Raw genomic sequence first — 15,953 nt, forward strand, 5'->3', positions numbered from 1 at the left:
GCAGTGGGACCGCTCCCAACGGTGGGGATACGGGAGTGTTTGATACAGAGGTAGCCTAGCGCCGGTTCGTTCCTGCGCAAGAGGAGTCGCTGGGAATCAGTCGAGAGGGCAAGACAGGGGGCGTGAGTGGATCGCCGCAGAATCCACCGCCATTAGGAGAGCAACCATGCTCCGTTACGAGTACAAGGTTCTCACCTTTTATCCTCGCGGCTTACTGCTGGGGAGTAAGTTGGATACAGACAAGATGGAACAAGTTCTCAACGAATGGGCCGAAGAAGGTTGGCGGGTATTATCCATATTCACCACCCAACAACACTATAGTGGAACGCGGCAAGTCGTGGTGATACTGGAACGCCCTCGTTCCCTCTAAGTCCAGAGTATCCCCTGGATTCTCCTAAAAAATCCTCCCCTGGGTTGCTCATTAGCGTCAGGTCCCCCATTGGGAGGGTCTCCCGTATCTTGTCCCCTCCCGGATGAAGTAGTAAAATCCAACAACACTGGTTTCTCTAAGTCCTGCAATAGCTGGGAAGAATGGACCCCTTGCGACGGAGGTGTGGACGGGTTCACGGATTGGTAAGCGGAATTTTCTAAGGGGAACCGCTCGCATCGACTTGCTTAACTCGATGGATCCCTCCTCGTCGCAGGCCGACTTAGCTCAGCCGGTAGAGCGGCGCTTTCGTAAAGCGCAGGTCGTGGGTTCGAATCCCACAGTCGGCTCTCACCCCCCTTCATCAGGTTTAGCACTCAGTCCGACTGAATCGAGTCATCAACCACTCCTGTTTAGACCGATCTCTAATATCGTCTCGCCTCTTTCTCATAACGGCGCCCTCGTTATCTCCCTACCCGTTCTGGGTGTGTGATTCTCTCACCAACGCTGCTTCTTGACGCCCCAAATCCGACACACCTTCCTGTCGTCATCCGTCCACGATCGTATCGTCGCCGGTCTCTCTTGCTTTTTTTCGAAATGTTGTCCGGCAACATCGCTGCCTTTGCATGAGAGGAGTGAACGGACACCCCAGCGAAAGGCAAGGCAGAGGAGGCAATACAAAAAGGAGACTTTCTCACCAAATCCTAACACCCTAATAAGGAGGCAGAGCCATGTTTCGAGCACTGCGCCAATGGCTGAAACAAAGCAATCCGAATCAGTCAAGTCCAGCCACGCCTATGCTTAAGGTCGAAGCTCTGGAAGACCGCACGGTTCCATCCGCCTTCATACGAGATGGGATTCTACATGTACACGGAACCGCTGCGAATGATATCATCCGAGTCATTGAAACTGAGGCAGACTACCAAGTTATCATTTGGAACAACGAAGAATATTACAACCGCAGATTCAGCAAGTCTCGAGTCACAGCGGGCCGAGTTCAAATTGAGGGATATGCCGGCCACGATGAGATCCGACTCAACCTTCTCCGTTCATTACGCGGTACTGTGAACGGGGGCGATGGGAACGACCAATTGATTGGCACACGCAATAACGACGTTCTCAACGGTGGAAATGGCGACGACTACATCTTAGGTGGTGCTGGAAACGACATCATATCGGGCGAAAATGGTGATAATGTGCTGGACGGTCAGGCCGGGAATGATCTGATCGTGGGTGGACGTGACATGGATGATATATATGGGAGAGAAGGTAACGATGTACTCTTCGGCGGCGAAGGAAACGACGAATTATACGGCGGGGACGGCGACGATCGGCTCTACGGCGGAGGCGGTAGCGACGTGCTCCGCGGAGAAAACGGAAACGATTTCCTGCAAAGTGGGCCGAACTCCAACCTGTTGGGCAGCGTTCTGAGTGGTGGCTCAGGAAACGACCGCTTGGTTTCCCGGAGCCGGAATGACTTCCTATTCGGCAACGCAGGTCACGACAGCGCTAATCTGCTAGCTAACACCTTCGTGAGACACTGCGAAGTCGTTTGGATTTCCGTGCCTGGAGGAAGCCCTCAAACCGATAACTGGAGTTGCGGTCCGAACTCCGCCTCGCGTTTCCTGCGAGCCTATGGCATCGAAGTTTCCTACGAAACTCTGCGATCGGTGGCCGCAAGCTGGCCGGACCTGGTTTCCCAATCCAACCTTGGCACGCGGCCTGGATCGTTGCGAGATATGATCGCTAACTACCGCCCTGAAACCCAACTGGCCACAGGGGCAAGTTTTGAGACTGTTGTGAATCTGCTCCGTCAAGGCCGACCCGTCATCGCTCTGGTGGCTTCTGGCATCCTAAGCGACTTCTTGGGCAAAGTTGGCATTCTCCACTACGTGGTCCTCAACGGTATCGATGAAGCCACGCAAACACTCTACTACATGGATACGGATGGCGTGCAAAGGAGTTGGTCCTATGCGGAGTTCCAAGACCGCTGGAATTGGGGCGGCAGTTGGTTTACGGGCCTAGCGGGAGATGCAGCTCAGGGGTTCCTCAACAGCCTCGGTGTGCATGAGCGCACGATCATCTTCTGAGACAGGAGGAAACCAAGCCCCCGAAGATGCTTCCCAGTTTAGGTCTTTGCCTAGGCGTGATGATGGCGGAGCGACAGCAGAGAGAAACGTGCATGCCAATCGCGTTGTGCCTGAGAATGGCTGAGGAACCTGCAGCACCCTGACAAAGCCTTGGGAACAGTCCCCTTGCTCAGACATCGGTGAAAACCGTTGTCTGAGCTTTCAACGTTGTTGGGGCGAGGTCCAAGAGGGTTGGAAGGATTCTTGTTTGTGCCGGGCTTTGTGGAAGGCATCCGCCAGGAGCAGAATGGCTTCGCAGCGGAGGCGGAAGGCATCCCGAAGGTCGCCATCCTCAGCTCCAGCGAGCTGCGCATGGGCCTCCCAATCCACCGGTATGTTATGTTCCTTGAGAGCGGTTATGAGCTGTTGTTCGGTCTCGGCGAATTGGCTGAGGCGTTCCGGCGTGATCGTGCAATCATGTTGGCGGTAGATGTTAAGGGAGCGGGGCTGTTCCAGTTCTGGGTCCGTGAGCGGAACGTTCGCCTCACCGGTGTCGGAGGGGGTACGGAGTAGGGAATGGACCAAACCGATGATGCCTACCAGGATAATGAGTGCTCCCAAGAGAAAGAGGGGAAGCGACAGCGTTTTGAGTTCCTGGAGGTGGAGGAAGAGGGAAAGTAGCGCACACACCGATCCCGTAAGGATAGTCCAGACCGGCCAGTGGCGGGAGAGGGTCTCTCGTAGGCGCGTGAAGGACGAAGAGGAGTAGCGTGGTGCACCGGGATCGTGAGGTCCCCCCGGAACACGAACTAGGATCACCGTGATATTGTCTGGTCCGCCGCGGAGATTGGCCAGATGAACCAGAAGGCGGACGGCGGACTCCAAGGACAAAACATTTACGATAGCCCCGATTTCCTCAGGTTTGACTAGACCGGTCAGGCCGTCGCTACACAGCAAGAAGATATCCCCAGGCTGGACCGGATGAGGACCTTCGATATCCACTTCGACTTCGGGGTCCGGTCCCAGAGAGCGAATGATCACATTTTTCTTGAAATCGCCCAGTTCGTCCGGATCGACACCTGTGCGCCGGGCAATTTCCCAGACCCAAGAGTGGTCGAAGGTGAGTTGTTCGACGGTGTTGCCCCGGATTCGATATGCCCGGCTGTCGCCGACGTGGCCGATCCAAGCTCCCTCCGGGCGAAGAATGAGAGCGGTACTGGTAGTACCCATACCGCGGAATTCGGGGTTCTGCTGGCCGATCTCATGGATTCCAGTGTTCGTTTCGGCAAAAGCCCGGCGCAGAGCAGCAATCACCCCTTCGTGGACATGCTTTTGGTACAGATGGGGAATGTCCCGCACAGCCTTGACACTAGCCTTCTCACCAACCGCATGGCCTCCCATTCCATCCGCGACAATGAAAATGTGCCCACAACTGGCAAACGTGGCGGCATCGACGGCCGGCTTGGCGGCGCAGGCGTCCTGATTGTGGCTGCGCTTCACCCCCACATCCGTCAGAGTCGCATAACGAGGCGGTTCGAAAGCCGACACGGACAACCCTCGATCTTCCAATTCCCTGTTGTTGTCATCATACGCTATGAAGCCGCGGTCTGCGTGAGCAAAATACCCGAAAAACCTCCTCCGCGGAAAATCTTAACGTTACAGATGGGAGGAGTGCATCGCTCCGGACCTGATGCCTCCATTTTTCTCTAGCTTATCCCAAACACTCATGGCCACCTACTACCCATAGTATGGCAACCTACCTGCCTTCCTGCTCTGCGTCAATGGCCACATGGAAAAACTGGCTTGATTCTGCATGGTTTCCCTGGTAAAGCGGCGTCCAGTGGGGGCACCTCCACGAATACGGAACCAGGGGAGAGCTAGAGCAGATGCGTCGCAGAACGGCCACGATGCTCGGTTTGAGTCTAGCCCTCTGCGGCTGCGTCGAGCGGCGATTTGTTATCGAAGCCAACGTTCCTAATGCGCAAGTCTACATTAACGAACAGCCGATTGGAGCCGCCCCCGCTCACATGCTGTTTGAATATTACGGATACTATACGATCACCCTGTCTCATCCCGGCTATGAAACCTTACGCCAACGCGTCCACGTCGTCGCCCCCTGGTATGCCTATCCCCCTTTCGATTTTCTAACCGAGGTGCTCTGGCCCTTCCCCATTCGTGATGTGCGAAGGTATTACTTCGAGTTACAACCTGCCCGGCAACCCAATCGGGAGGAGTTATTGCAACGTGCGGAAGAATTGCGTCAGCGGGGTCAGAATCTGCCTCCTCCTGCCCGACCGGCTACACCTCGCGATGTCAGCCCCGATGCTCCGCCTCACACGCCGCCACCTTCTCCAAGTACCGATCCCCTGATCCCCCCGGTGGGTCCAGTGCCCCCCTCTTCCTGACTTGGGCGACTAGCAATACAGACGCCCCACGCGCGTACCTATCGGCCAGGTGGAGCACCTTCAGGACGTAGGAGGGGAAAGAGGATGACATCACGGATGGTCGGCGTATTAGTCAGAAGCATCACGAGGCGATCGATGCCGATACCCAGCCCCCCTGCCGGAGGCATCCCGAAGCGTAAGGCCCGGATGAAGTCGCGATCCATCCGAGCCATGGATTCCTCCTCACTCAGACCAGCGAGCTGTTTGCTAAACGTTTCCTCCTGCGTGATAGGATCATTCAGTTCGGTGTAGGCATTAGCAAGCTCCATGCCGTGAATGTACAGCTCGAAACGTTCGGCAATCGCGGGGTTGTCCCGTTTGCGTTTGGTCAGAGGACAGAGAGGAGCCGGGTAGTCGTAAACGAAGACCGGACCGACCAGTTTCTCTTCGACAACATCCTCAAACAATTCGTGAACCAGAACGGCGTGTTCCTTGCCGGTGGTGTCAATTCCTTCCGCCCGGGCAGCAGCGGCCACCTTCACCTCATCGGCCATATCGCAGCCCACATATTCACGGAATAGCTCAGCATAGCTGACCCGCTTCCAAGGAGGAGTCAGGTCGAGAGTCTTGTCGCCATAAGGGATGATCCGAGTGGGATAGAGGGCATCCACACACGCTAGGATTAGTCCTTCCGTTAAGTCCATCATGCCGCGATAGTCGCTGTAGGCATGGTACAGTTCCAGCATGGTGAATTCGGGGTTGTGCCGGGGGCTGATCCCTTCATTCCGGAAGACACGACCGATTTCGTAGATTTTTTCTAATCCTCCCACCAGAAGGCGCTTGAGATGCAATTCCAAAGCGATGCGGAGATACAGATCGATATTGAGGGCGTTATGATGCGTGATAAAAGGCCGGGCGGCTGCTCCCCCGGCCACAGCCTGGAGAGTCGGCGTTTCCACTTCCATGTATCCCAAGCGATCCAGATAGCTGCGGATGGTCCGGATGATTGTGACACGTTGTTGGGCACGCCGCAGCGTATCCGGCGTGTAGATCATATCTAAGTAACGATGGCGGAGGCGGTATTCGATATCCTCCAAACCGAAAACATCCTTAGGATGCGGCTCCAGAGACTTGGTGAGATAGGTCAGACGGGTGACCTGAATGGTGAGTTCATCGGTTTTCGTCTTGCCCAGCTCGCCATCCACGCCGATGATGTCACCCAGATCAATCAGTTGGGCGACCTTCCACTCGGTTTCGCTGACTTTATTGACCCGGATCATCAATTGGATGCGGCCTGTTTGATCCCACAACTCCAGGAACAGGAGTCGCCCCGCACTGCGGTACCGCAGGACACGTCCGGCAGCACGAACAGTGGGTCCCGGCTGGTCCTCCCGGAAATAATCCGCAGGCAGTCGGCGAATCTCAGCAATGGGCTGGGTGTTGTCGAAACGACCGCCCCACGGATCGATACCCAGGGCTTGCAACTGGCGAAGTTTGTCCAGGCGCGCTTGGAGCAATTCCGGGTTTGTCTCGGTCACGGCTGGTCTTCCCATAGATCTGGGGTATCATCCCTGTGTTGTTGACCCCAGTACGAATTCCCCTCAAACAGCATTCTCTCTTTTCGGGACTGATCATTTTAGGGTATGAAAGCGGAGTGGGAGGATAGAACTTCGATCGAAGTTTTACAGCCAGGTTCATCAGACCGTCCTAAAAGGGAAGTTGATGGGAAAAATCTTAGGAAGCAAAGGGACGAAATGGATCGGGGATGGGAAGAGCAGCAATTCCATGATCGGCAAGCGGCCCGCCGAGCAGCGGCGCTGGGAGATGATTCCCGAAAGTGGTGGGTAGACGAGGATGCCTACTTCGACCATGAGACTTGGCTGCGTTCGGCCTGGGCACGTCTCGAACCGAAGGCGGGACACAAAGTCCTGGATTATGGCTGTGGCCACGGGATGGCCGCTGTGATATTAGCCCGGCGGGGCGCGGAAGTGTTTGCTGTGGACATTTCGGCGGGCTACATATCGGAGGCGAGTCGCCGCGCCGCCTTCAATGGTGTCGTGGTACGATGCTTGCAAGCCGATGGCGAGGTCCTACCGTTCCCCAGTGCCAGTTTTGACCGCGTCTGGGGGCACGCCATCGTGCATCACCTCTGCGTGAAGCGCGCCGCTGCCGAGGTGGCACGCATCTTGCGCCCTGGAGGCGTGGCGGTATTCTGCGAACCCTGGGGTGGGAATCCGTTATTGGAAATCGCCCGGCGCTACCTGCCCTACCCCGGCAAGGAACGGACCCCCGAGGAGCGCCCCTTGACATCGGGCCGCTTGGCCCACCTGCGCCCCTACTTCGCGAACATCCACGTCGAGGGATTCCAATTGCTGGCCTTGGTCCGGCGACTGGGTTGGCGCAAGGGCATAGAATGGCTGCAACGTCTAGAACAAGGATTGCTTCGGCATTGGCCCGCGCTATGGCAATGGTGTCGTTACGTAGTCATCACATGCCGCAAGGCCAACTAGCCGCAGTAGAACAGTTACGGGACGAACGATTGGCGTGTGCTCGAGACAGCTTCCACCCCAAGAACTCGGACCGGTGGACTGGGGGCCTCCGAACATTGTCGGAGTTCGACAGAACTTCTAGTCTCACTGCCAGAGGAGCAGTGTTATGAACGAAGCCGAAGCAGGACAAGCGTTACAGGGAACGGTTTCATCCAATCCTCGAGAAATGGGGAGCCATCAAGCTGGACCGCCAACCCCAGCTCCCACCGACCCGACAGAAGAAGGAAGCGGTGGTACGAGGCCGTCAGCAACTCCGACTCCTGAAACAACGGCCAACAGCTCCCGTGCCGTAGAACGGGTGAAAAAGCTGCCGCCACCGAAGCCTGGTCCGCCGCGGCGTCATGTGACCCGCCCCTCTCTGCCTCACCGGCAAAGAACAACAATCGGCGAGAGTGGAGACGAAACCTCATCGCCATCCCCAGGGATATCCGAGGCGCCCCGTTCAGCGAAGCAGGTGTCCTTCCCCGGAACCACTTCCCCCACCACCACACCGCTCAATCGCCGGGAATTGGATGCACTCATCGAAGCCGAACTACAAGCTGCTCTAGCCGGAGTGGACCTGGAAAAGAGCTTGAGCGCTCCAGGAAGCACTCAGGCCGGCCCATCCCGTGTATCGACTGAAGCCAGCCTCAAACCCGGTCAACGCATTGAAGGACGTATCGTCGCCATTCACGGCCGGGATGTGTTCGTGGATATTCCCGGCGAACGGAGCCAGGGCGTGCTTCCTTTGGAACAGTTTGAAGGACAAGTCCCTCGAGTGGGCGAGACCGTCCTGTGCCGGCTGGAAAATTACGATTCTATTCAGGGCTTGTGGCAACTGTCCCGCCAGGGAGCTGCTCAACAAGTTAGCGACTGGTCCCAGTTACAACCTCATATGGTAGTGGAGGCGCGGGTTGTCGGCGTCAACAAACAACGGAGTGGATTGCTGGTAGAAGTTGCGGGAGTTCGCGGGTTTCTACCGGCCAGCCAAATCGATCTGCACCGCGTCGAGGACCTGGAGGCGTGGGTCAATCAGCGTCTCAAGGTAGAGATCATCGAGGTACGCCCTGCGGAACGCAACCTGGTCGTGAGCCGGCGCGCGGTCCTGGAACGGGAGCGGCAGCAACAAGCCGAGCAGTTCTGGTCCCAGATTCAAGAAGGGCAGATTCTTCGAGGAACGGTCCGGGCGATCCGGCCGTTTGGCGCATTCATCGACCTGGGAGGGGCAGATGGATTGTTGCCCGCCTCGGAGCTGGCCTGGCAGCGGGTGGAGAAGATCGAGGACGTTTTGCGGGTAGGGCAGGAAGTGGAAGTCGCAGTAGTGCGCCTGGATCGGGAACAACGCAAATTGACCTTGAGTCTGAAGCGCCTGACCACAGACCCCTGGGCCGAATTCGCTTCCACGATCCGGCCTGGCACCGTGCTCAGCGGGGTGGTGACTCGCTTGACCGATTTTGGCGCATTCGTGGAAGTGGCGCCGGGCATTGAGGGTTTGGTCCACATCTCCGAACTGGCTCCCCACCGGGTACGGCGGGTCAGCGAAGTAGTTCAGCCGGGTCAAAAGGTCAATGTCGAAGTGCTGACTATCGAACCGGAAAATCGCCGTCTCTCCCTGAGTATGCGGAGTATCGCCCAACGACAAGCAGAAGCCACAGCAGCAGCCCAGGCCGAAGAGGAGCGGGTAAATCTCCAGGAGGCGATGGAACGCCTGGCCCAACGTAAGCCCAGCCGGCCTGGTCTGCGAGGCGGCATCGGTTCGGAACCATTGCCTCCTCTGGAATGAAACTCGCCGGATACTTATTCCCCCCGCGCACGCAGAACTCCAGGATGTCGACGAGCGTAGAAACAGGGAACGTGTCGTTGCAGGATCGACTGCAGCAACGAGGTAGGCATGGGTGAAACTGGGGACACATCCCTATCAGTCGCCCATCTTCTGGACCGCCTGTTTGCCAATGTAGGCACAGTTTTTCTCGGCAAGCCCGAGATAGTCCGGCTGACCGTGGCGGCTCTCTTGGCGGATGGCCACGTGCTCCTGGAAGATGTGCCAGGGGTGGGTAAAACCTTGCTCGCAAAAAGCCTGGCTCGCAGCCTAGGATGCCGCTTCCGCCGCATCCAATTCACTCCGGACCTGCTCCCTAGCGATCTCATCGGAGTCACGCTTTATCGAGAACATAACGGCGAATTTGTCTTTCAGCCCGGCCCCTTGTTCACCGAGGTGCTCTTGGCAGACGAAATCAATCGTGCCACTCCCCGCACCCAATCCGCTTTGTTGGAAGCCATGAATGAACGCCAAGTCACGGTCGATGGGGTAACTCACCGCCTCGGTCCTCCTTTTCTAGTCATTGCGACCCAGAACCCTTACGAATTCGAAGGGACCTTCCTTCTTCCAGAAAGCCAACTGGATCGCTTTTTACTGCGACTGCGCATCGGCTACCATGACCGCGCTACAGAACGAGCGATCCTGCACCAGCACCGGAGTGGAGAACCGGGCGAGGACCTCCCCGCTGTTCTGACAGCCGAGCAGGTACGGCACTTGCAAGCGGTGACCCGTGCGGTACAGGTGGAACACGATATCGTCGAGTACATTCTGGACATTGTCGAGGCCACGCGACAGCATCGGGAAATCATTCTCGGAGCGAGCACACGGGCGGCACTGGCCTTATACCGTGCCGCTCAAGCCTGGGCCGTCATCCACCAAAGAGACTACGTGATCCCCGATGATGTTCAGCGCCTGGCCGTGCCTGTGCTCGCCCACCGCCTCATCCTTCGTAGCAGTACCGGAGTCTCGGCCACCACCGCCGAAACACTGGTACAACAAATTCTCCGCACCTTGCCCGTTCCGTCGTGAGAAGCGACGAGCCGGTTCAAAACCGATCCCTATTTCCCACGGCACTCTCTCCCCGGCGATGGTGCCACCTCAACGGAAAAGCCCGGTTACAATAGCTTCAGGGAGAATATAATCTCCCAACTTCGATAGGGTAAACTGCTATGTCTATCCTCCTAGCTCAGGAACTCCCTCCTAACAGGGATGCATCACCGGGGAGCGGTGATTATACGCCCTCCTCCCCCGTTCGAGGACAACAACCGCGTTGGCGACTGAGTGCGGAAGGTGCCACTTGGATCGGCATTTGTCTGGTCGTGGGACTAGTTGGGTGGTGGAAAAGTTTCAATGCCGTATTGCTGCTGGCCTATGTCATGACAGGATTGCTCGGAGGGCAGCTTTATACGCTGTGGCGCCGCCGGCAGGGTTGGCAGGCCCATATGTCGGCACTTCCCACCCTCTTTGCTGGGGAACGTGTTCTAGGACAGATCGTGGTCACAAATTCGGCCCACATGCGTGCTGATTGTGTTGCCGAGATACAGATCGGACCGCAAACCTTCCGCTGGTACTTGGAGGCAGCCCCACCAGGCCAACAGCAGAGCATTTCCTGGACGGCTATTCTGCGGCAGCGAGGCCGTTTCCCCATACAACTGCATCTCAGCGAGAGTGACGGATTCGGCTGGTTCCACAGGCGCACCGCGATTCCCGGCGGCGAGGTGATTGTCCTTCCTGCGGTGGGGGATATTGACATACCGAAGCTGCGCCGCTGGTTGGATCACCAGATTCCCGGCGCCATGATCACGCGGCCCTCTCAGCGGCGGATCACTCTGGAGCCGATCGAAGTCCGGGGCATACGTCCCTATCGTCCGGGGGATTCGCTCCGAGCCATCCATTGGCGCACCACGGCCCGGAGGCGGCGCCTGATGGTTCGCGAATACGACACCGCCTGCGGTATGCCCGTCGTGCTGACACTTTTGCCTCCGGCCTCTCCTGGCCCCAAGGAAGTGACTGAGCGATGGGAAGCTACCCTATCATTTGCCGCAACCATGGCCTACTACTGGCCGCAGACAGCAGAACACACCCCGTTCGTCCTCGTGATTGCTGGAGCTTCCCCCCATATCCTCTATTTGCCTCCCTCTGGTCAAGGAATAAGGCACATCCTCCGTCCGCTGGCTGACCCCACAGCGTTCACTCCAGATCCGCCGCCACCGACACTTCTTCGTCGTATCGGCCGTTGCGTTCATCTGGTGCTCACCCCCAACACAATGCTCCCTGATCCGTCTCCGGAAGAGTTGCCCTTCGTCCCCCCAGGACAATTGCTCATCCCGCTGACCCTGGAGCAACTCCCGTCCTGGTACACTCCGCCAGGAACGTTAGCTCCAGCAATAGAGGGGTAGTTAGGTTTAGGCCCAAACCACGAGGGGAGAGTTGTCATGTTCTGGTACACTGCCTTTCGCCGAAGTTTCTACGCCACGTTAGGCAGTGCCTGTCTAGCTTTGGGTTACGCCGAGTACGCCCTCCTCCCGGAATCCTCTCTCGTCGCCGCGATGGTCCTTGTGTCACTGGTGGGTTTGTACTTTCGGGAATCCCGATGGGCGGTTTTATCCATCCCGGCAGCTAATCGCCTGGGTGCGCTGGTCGGCGTGCTCACCCTGTTCTGGGCCGCCTGGCGTATGGGACGCGAATGGACTCAACCTCAGTTGCTCAACACCGATTGGTCCTTACTGCTTGTGGCATTGCTCGGTCCGCTTACGATGGTATTGCTGCCTGCCAAACTTCTGCGGCGGGACAAGCACGTTGGGGATTACTGGTGGTTGCACGGCTTGGCTTTGGCTGCTGCCACTCTAGCCGCCGCGATGACGGAAGATGTTTTCGGTTTCGTTTTCCTCCTGCTATATGTGACTCTCGCTGTTAGCAACTTGCGTTTGCTTCATGTGGCGCACCGGATAGGTTGGCTGCCGCCGCTGCCAGGGCAGCCCTTCCATCGAGTCCGGTATATGATGACGACTCCGAGCATCCGTTGGGGAGTGGCCCACGGCCTCCTCCTCGTGATAGCAGCCCTCTTCCTAGCCCTTCCCCTCTATTTGCTGACCCCTCGTTCTCCCATACCGCCTGCCACGTTTGGAAAGCCCCGCATTGAGATCGGTTACGCCGCAGACCAGATGCTAGACCTGACACAAACAGGCTATCTGCACAGCAATCGGACGCCGTTGTTTGAAGTCACTGTGCAACGGCCGGACGGTTCACCGGGCCAACTCTCACCGGAACAAAGGTGGCGGGGGAGAGAGTTGCGTTTGTACAACTCCGGTCGCTGGGAAGCCGGCAATACCCGCCTGCCCACCATTGTGCCTAGCACCCAGACATCTCTGCCCTGGCAGTCCCCGCAGCTTGGACCGCAGCAACTGCTTTTAACCTTTCATCTCCGGCCTGGGAACCGTTCCTTTTTCCTGGCCGATCCTGTGGCCTGGCGAGCCAATCAGCCCACCCCTATTGTCAGCTTGCAGCAAGGCCGCCCCCCTCTACCGTGGCAATGGCTCGGCGATGGCACTTTTTATGCTGATTTGGAGGAAGCGGAACGGTTCCCTTATCAGCAGTACTGGCACCCCGCCGATTTACCTGATTTGAGTCCTCCTTTTGTCATCGTGGAGCCAGACCCAGCTCCCTTGCTGCGCGCCTTGACCCAAAACCCTCTGCCCCGCTTGCAGGAGTACGCGGATGACCTCATCCGCCAGTGGATCCGAACAGGGCGTCTACCCGCGGACCTGATCGACCCTGTCCTCCAGCGGCCGCGCCGGCAGTATCATGGCCAACTCGCTCGACTCTTGTGTGAATATCTCCGCAGCGAAGCGGGGCTTCAATACACTACCAACTTGCGGATCACTCGTTCAGACCTGGATCCGATCGAGGATTTCCTGTTCCACAGCCAGGCCGGTCACTGCGAACGCTTTGCCAGCGCTCTGGTGCTCCTGTTACGCTCTCAGGGCATTCCGGCTCAACTGATCCTCGGTTGTAAAGGATGGGAACCCTTGGACCAACCGGGACGTTATCTGGTCCGCCATGAGCATGCTCATGCTTGGGTCGAATGCCTGTTGGAGGAATTTCAACCCCCTTTGCGACCCGGTATGCGACCCGTCAGCCGATGGCTCAGCCTGGACCCCACACCTTCTGCTGATCCCTCTGTTTCCCCACCCGGCAATTACTGGCTCCAGCGCACACATCGGGAGGTTCAGCAATGGCTCCGCGACTACCTGGTCGAGTTCACGCCTGAGCAACAGCGGCAGGCCTGGATCGTCTTGAGATCGTATCTGGGCTGGCTGGCGCCTTGGATCGGCGTAGCACTTGGAATGGCTCTGGCCGGTTCCACTCTCTACCGTCTCTGGCAACACCGAAGGCGGCCTGCAACGCCCCCATCCCGCCAACCCTGTGCTGAATTGTTGGCATGTCTGAAACCTTTGGGTATCGTACCTCTTCCCGGCGAGACGATAGCCGCGTGGGCCGAACGTATCACCGCTCGCATGCTCCAGGACAACTGCCTCGCCCCTTATGCCGACTTGCCCTTGACTTGGGTCCACACTTACTACGCCGAACGTTTTGGCGGACGGAGCTTCAGCATCGAACACTGGACTGCCCTGCGGCAACGCCTCCAGGACCTGAGCCACCAGCTCCGGCAACGGCCTGCCATCACCGCGAACTCGCCCACCTCCTAGATTAACCGTGTGACCTTCGACAGGGCGTTGCTGACTCTGTGCCGCATTCTCGTTCTTTTTGTGATTTCCCGGAAGATTTATTGAAGCCAAGCGCAAGGGAGGCGGACGAGAGGTAGGCAGGAACAGGAGATTTCAAGCCCAAAAGGATGTTTTCCCAATCGACCGGCTCGTCCGAGGTGCAAACCCCATGAGCAGCCAGGTTCGATGTTTACAAAGCCACGACAGCGTTCTCGTGGTCATCGACGTGCAAGATAAGCTGCTGTCCCGTATCCCAACAGCGCCTAGTTTGGTGAAGAACATCGCTTTTCTCCTGGACGTGGCCCAACTGCTGGACGTACCGGTGCGGGCCACGGAACAATATCCCCAGGGTTTGGGAACTACGACTGCGGAGTTAGCCCGCCGCTTGCCACGTCCACCGGTGGCCAAGACTGCTTTCAGTTGTTGCGGAGCCGGGACATTTCTCGAAGAGCTGGAGATATTGCGCCGCCCGCAGATCGTGCTGACAGGCATGGAAACCCACGTGTGTGTCAGCCAGACCGCTTTCGATCTGCTCCAGGCCGGCCTTCAGGTTTATTTACCGGTGGATGCCCTCGGCGCGCGCTTTGCCATCGATCATGAAACCGCCCTGCGCCGGCTGGAACGGGCAGGAGCCATCCTGACGACAGTCGAGGCGATCGCCTTTGAGTGGCTCCGAGATGCCGCCCATCCGCAATTCGCTTCGTTTCGTCAACTGGTCATTGCCCGCAGCGCATCCTAAGCCAATCTTCATCGGTGGGGGAAAATCATCACGATTTCCCTTTGCAATCCCGTTGCTTAAGGGAACATCCTCCGGAGTGTGCGAAAACTTATGACCTCGGCCTCAACACCCTCGTTACCTGGTCAGCTCAATCCGACGCCCCGTTTGCTGCTAGGGCCTGGACCCAGTGATTTGCACCCCCGCGTGGTCGCAGCCATGACCACTCCCCTCCTGGGTCATCTGGACCCGCAGTTTCTTCTGCTGATGTCGGAAACCCAGGAGATGCTCCGGGCCGTATTCCAGACCCGCAATGAATTGACCTTGCCGATTTCCGCCACTGGTTCTGGCGGTATGGAGGCCTGTTTGGTCAATCTATTGGAACCGGGGGATCGGGCCTTGATTTGCGTCGCTGGCTACTTTGGCGAGCGGATGGCCGAGATGGCCCGGCGGTGCGGCGCGGAGGTCCACGTAGAACAAGAAAGCTGGGGCAAGACTTTTTCGCCAGATCGGCTCCGGGAAGCACTCCGCCGAGTCCGACCGAAAGTCCTGGGAATTGTCAATGCCGAAACATCGACCGGGGCCTGGCAGGATATTTCTTTCCTGGGTGCCCTTTGCCGGGAATTTGACGCTCTTGCGGTCGTCGATTGTGTCACGTCCCTGGGTTGTACCCCTGTCGCCATAGATACGTGGCAAATCGATGCGGCGTTCAGTTGCTCTCAGAAAGGTTTGAGCTGTCCTCCTGGTTTGGCTCCGCTGACATTCGGCCCACGAGCGCTGGAAGCTCTCTACCGCCGCAAAAGCCCCGTCCGGAGCTGGTATTTCGACCTGACTGCCTTGCGGAGCTATTGGGGCACAGAGCGGGTCTATCACCACACAGCCCCGATCACCATGATTTACGCCCTACGCGAAGGACTTCGTCTGGTTCTGGAGGAAGGACTGGAAGCCCGTTTTGAGCGTCATCAGCGGCATGCCCGTGCCCTGCGAGCGGGACTGGAGGCTCTAGGTTTGCGTACCCTTGCTGAGGAATCTTGCCAGCTTCCCCAACTTCATGCTGTTCTCTTGCCTGATGGCGTCAACGATGTTCAGGGGCGCAAACGGCTCCTGGAAGAGTTTGGCATCGAAGTCGGCGGCGGACTGGGCGAATATAAGGGTCGTGTCTGGCGTATCGGGCTGATGGGGTACAACAGTCGGACCAACTGTGTCTTCCAGGTTTTAGCAGCCTTGGAGAAAGTTCTCATCGATTGCGGCGTGCATTGCAGTCGCGGCAGCGGGGTGGCTGCGGCCGAAGCCTTCTATGCCAGCAGTTGAACAGATCGAGCAGGCGTAGGCAGGTGTTGGCCG

At 57.8% G+C, this 15,953-nt stretch carries 12 protein-coding genes and 1 tRNA gene; 11 read left to right on the forward strand and 2 right to left on the reverse strand.

Annotated elements, in window-relative coordinates; all coding sequences use genetic code 11:
* Window positions 1-166: 166 nt before the first annotated feature.
* The 3 genes from H0921_RS13035 (at window position 167) to H0921_RS13045 (ending at window position 2,457) form a co-directional block, all read left to right on the forward strand.
* The gene (locus H0921_RS13035; RefSeq protein ID WP_194538831.1) at window positions 167-370 is read left to right on the forward strand and encodes a DUF4177 domain-containing protein; all 204 of its coding nucleotides are present in this window, start codon (window positions 167-169) and stop codon (window positions 368-370) included.
* A 274-nt stretch (window positions 371-644) separates the two neighbouring features.
* Window positions 645-717, forward strand: a tRNA-Thr gene (locus H0921_RS13040).
* 381 nt (window positions 718-1,098) lie between these two features.
* The gene (locus H0921_RS13045) at window positions 1,099-2,457 is read left to right on the forward strand and encodes a C39 family peptidase (protein WP_194538833.1); all 1,359 of its coding nucleotides are present in this window, start codon (window positions 1,099-1,101) and stop codon (window positions 2,455-2,457) included.
* Window positions 2,458-2,658: 201 nt separating this feature from the next.
* On the opposite strand, the gene H0921_RS13050 is transcribed toward H0921_RS13045, so the two are convergent.
* Entirely contained in the window at window positions 2,659-3,984 is a 1,326-nt protein-coding gene (locus tag H0921_RS13050) for a PP2C family protein-serine/threonine phosphatase (RefSeq protein ID WP_194538835.1), read from the reverse strand.
* A 338-nt stretch (window positions 3,985-4,322) separates the two neighbouring features.
* Here H0921_RS13050 and H0921_RS13055 point away from each other — a divergent pair, with 338 nt between their 5' ends.
* A complete protein-coding gene (locus H0921_RS13055; RefSeq protein ID WP_194538836.1) occupies window positions 4,323-4,841 on the forward strand; it encodes a PEGA domain-containing protein in 519 nt (172 codons plus the stop codon).
* A 38-nt stretch (window positions 4,842-4,879) separates the two neighbouring features.
* Here H0921_RS13055 and lysS read toward each other — a convergent pair whose 3' ends face one another.
* Window positions 4,880-6,358: a lysine--tRNA ligase gene (gene lysS, locus H0921_RS13060; RefSeq protein ID WP_315851896.1), complete on the reverse strand. Its 1,479-nt coding sequence runs from the start codon at window positions 6,356-6,358 to the stop codon at window positions 4,880-4,882.
* 216 nt (window positions 6,359-6,574) lie between these two features.
* On the opposite strand from lysS, the gene H0921_RS13065 reads away from it, so the two are divergent.
* The 7 genes from H0921_RS13065 to H0921_RS13095 all read left to right on the forward strand — a co-directional run bounded on the left by H0921_RS13065 (window position 6,575) and on the right by H0921_RS13095 (window position 15,920).
* A complete protein-coding gene (locus H0921_RS13065; protein ID WP_194538840.1) occupies window positions 6,575-7,330 on the forward strand; it encodes a class I SAM-dependent methyltransferase in 756 nt (251 codons plus the stop codon).
* A 145-nt stretch (window positions 7,331-7,475) separates the two neighbouring features.
* A complete protein-coding gene (locus H0921_RS13070) occupies window positions 7,476-9,131 on the forward strand; it encodes a 30S ribosomal protein S1 (RefSeq protein ID WP_194538842.1) in 1,656 nt (551 codons plus the stop codon).
* A 108-nt stretch (window positions 9,132-9,239) separates the two neighbouring features.
* The gene (locus tag H0921_RS13075; RefSeq protein WP_194538844.1) at window positions 9,240-10,196 is read left to right on the forward strand and encodes an AAA family ATPase; all 957 of its coding nucleotides are present in this window, start codon (window positions 9,240-9,242) and stop codon (window positions 10,194-10,196) included.
* A gap of 140 nt (window positions 10,197-10,336) precedes the next feature.
* Window positions 10,337-11,566 carry a DUF58 domain-containing protein gene (locus tag H0921_RS13080; RefSeq protein ID WP_194538846.1) on the forward strand — a complete coding sequence of 410 codons (1,230 nt, stop codon included), beginning with the start codon at window positions 10,337-10,339 and terminating at the stop codon, window positions 11,564-11,566.
* 36 nt (window positions 11,567-11,602) lie between these two features.
* On the forward strand, window positions 11,603-13,876 hold the full coding sequence (locus tag H0921_RS13085) for a transglutaminase-like domain-containing protein (RefSeq protein ID WP_194538848.1): 2,274 nt from the start codon (window positions 11,603-11,605) through the stop codon (window positions 13,874-13,876).
* 187 nt (window positions 13,877-14,063) lie between these two features.
* The gene (locus H0921_RS13090) at window positions 14,064-14,633 is read left to right on the forward strand and encodes a hydrolase (RefSeq protein WP_194538849.1); all 570 of its coding nucleotides are present in this window, start codon (window positions 14,064-14,066) and stop codon (window positions 14,631-14,633) included.
* A 90-nt stretch (window positions 14,634-14,723) separates the two neighbouring features.
* Window positions 14,724-15,920, forward strand: coding sequence for a pyridoxal-phosphate-dependent aminotransferase family protein (locus H0921_RS13095; protein WP_194538850.1), 1,197 nt, complete (start codon window positions 14,724-14,726; stop codon window positions 15,918-15,920).
* The last annotated feature ends 33 nt before the right edge of the window (window positions 15,921-15,953 follow it).

It is taken from the genome of Thermogemmata fonticola (assembly GCF_013694095.1).
Lineage (GTDB): Bacteria > Planctomycetota > Planctomycetia > Gemmatales > Gemmataceae > Thermogemmata > Thermogemmata fonticola.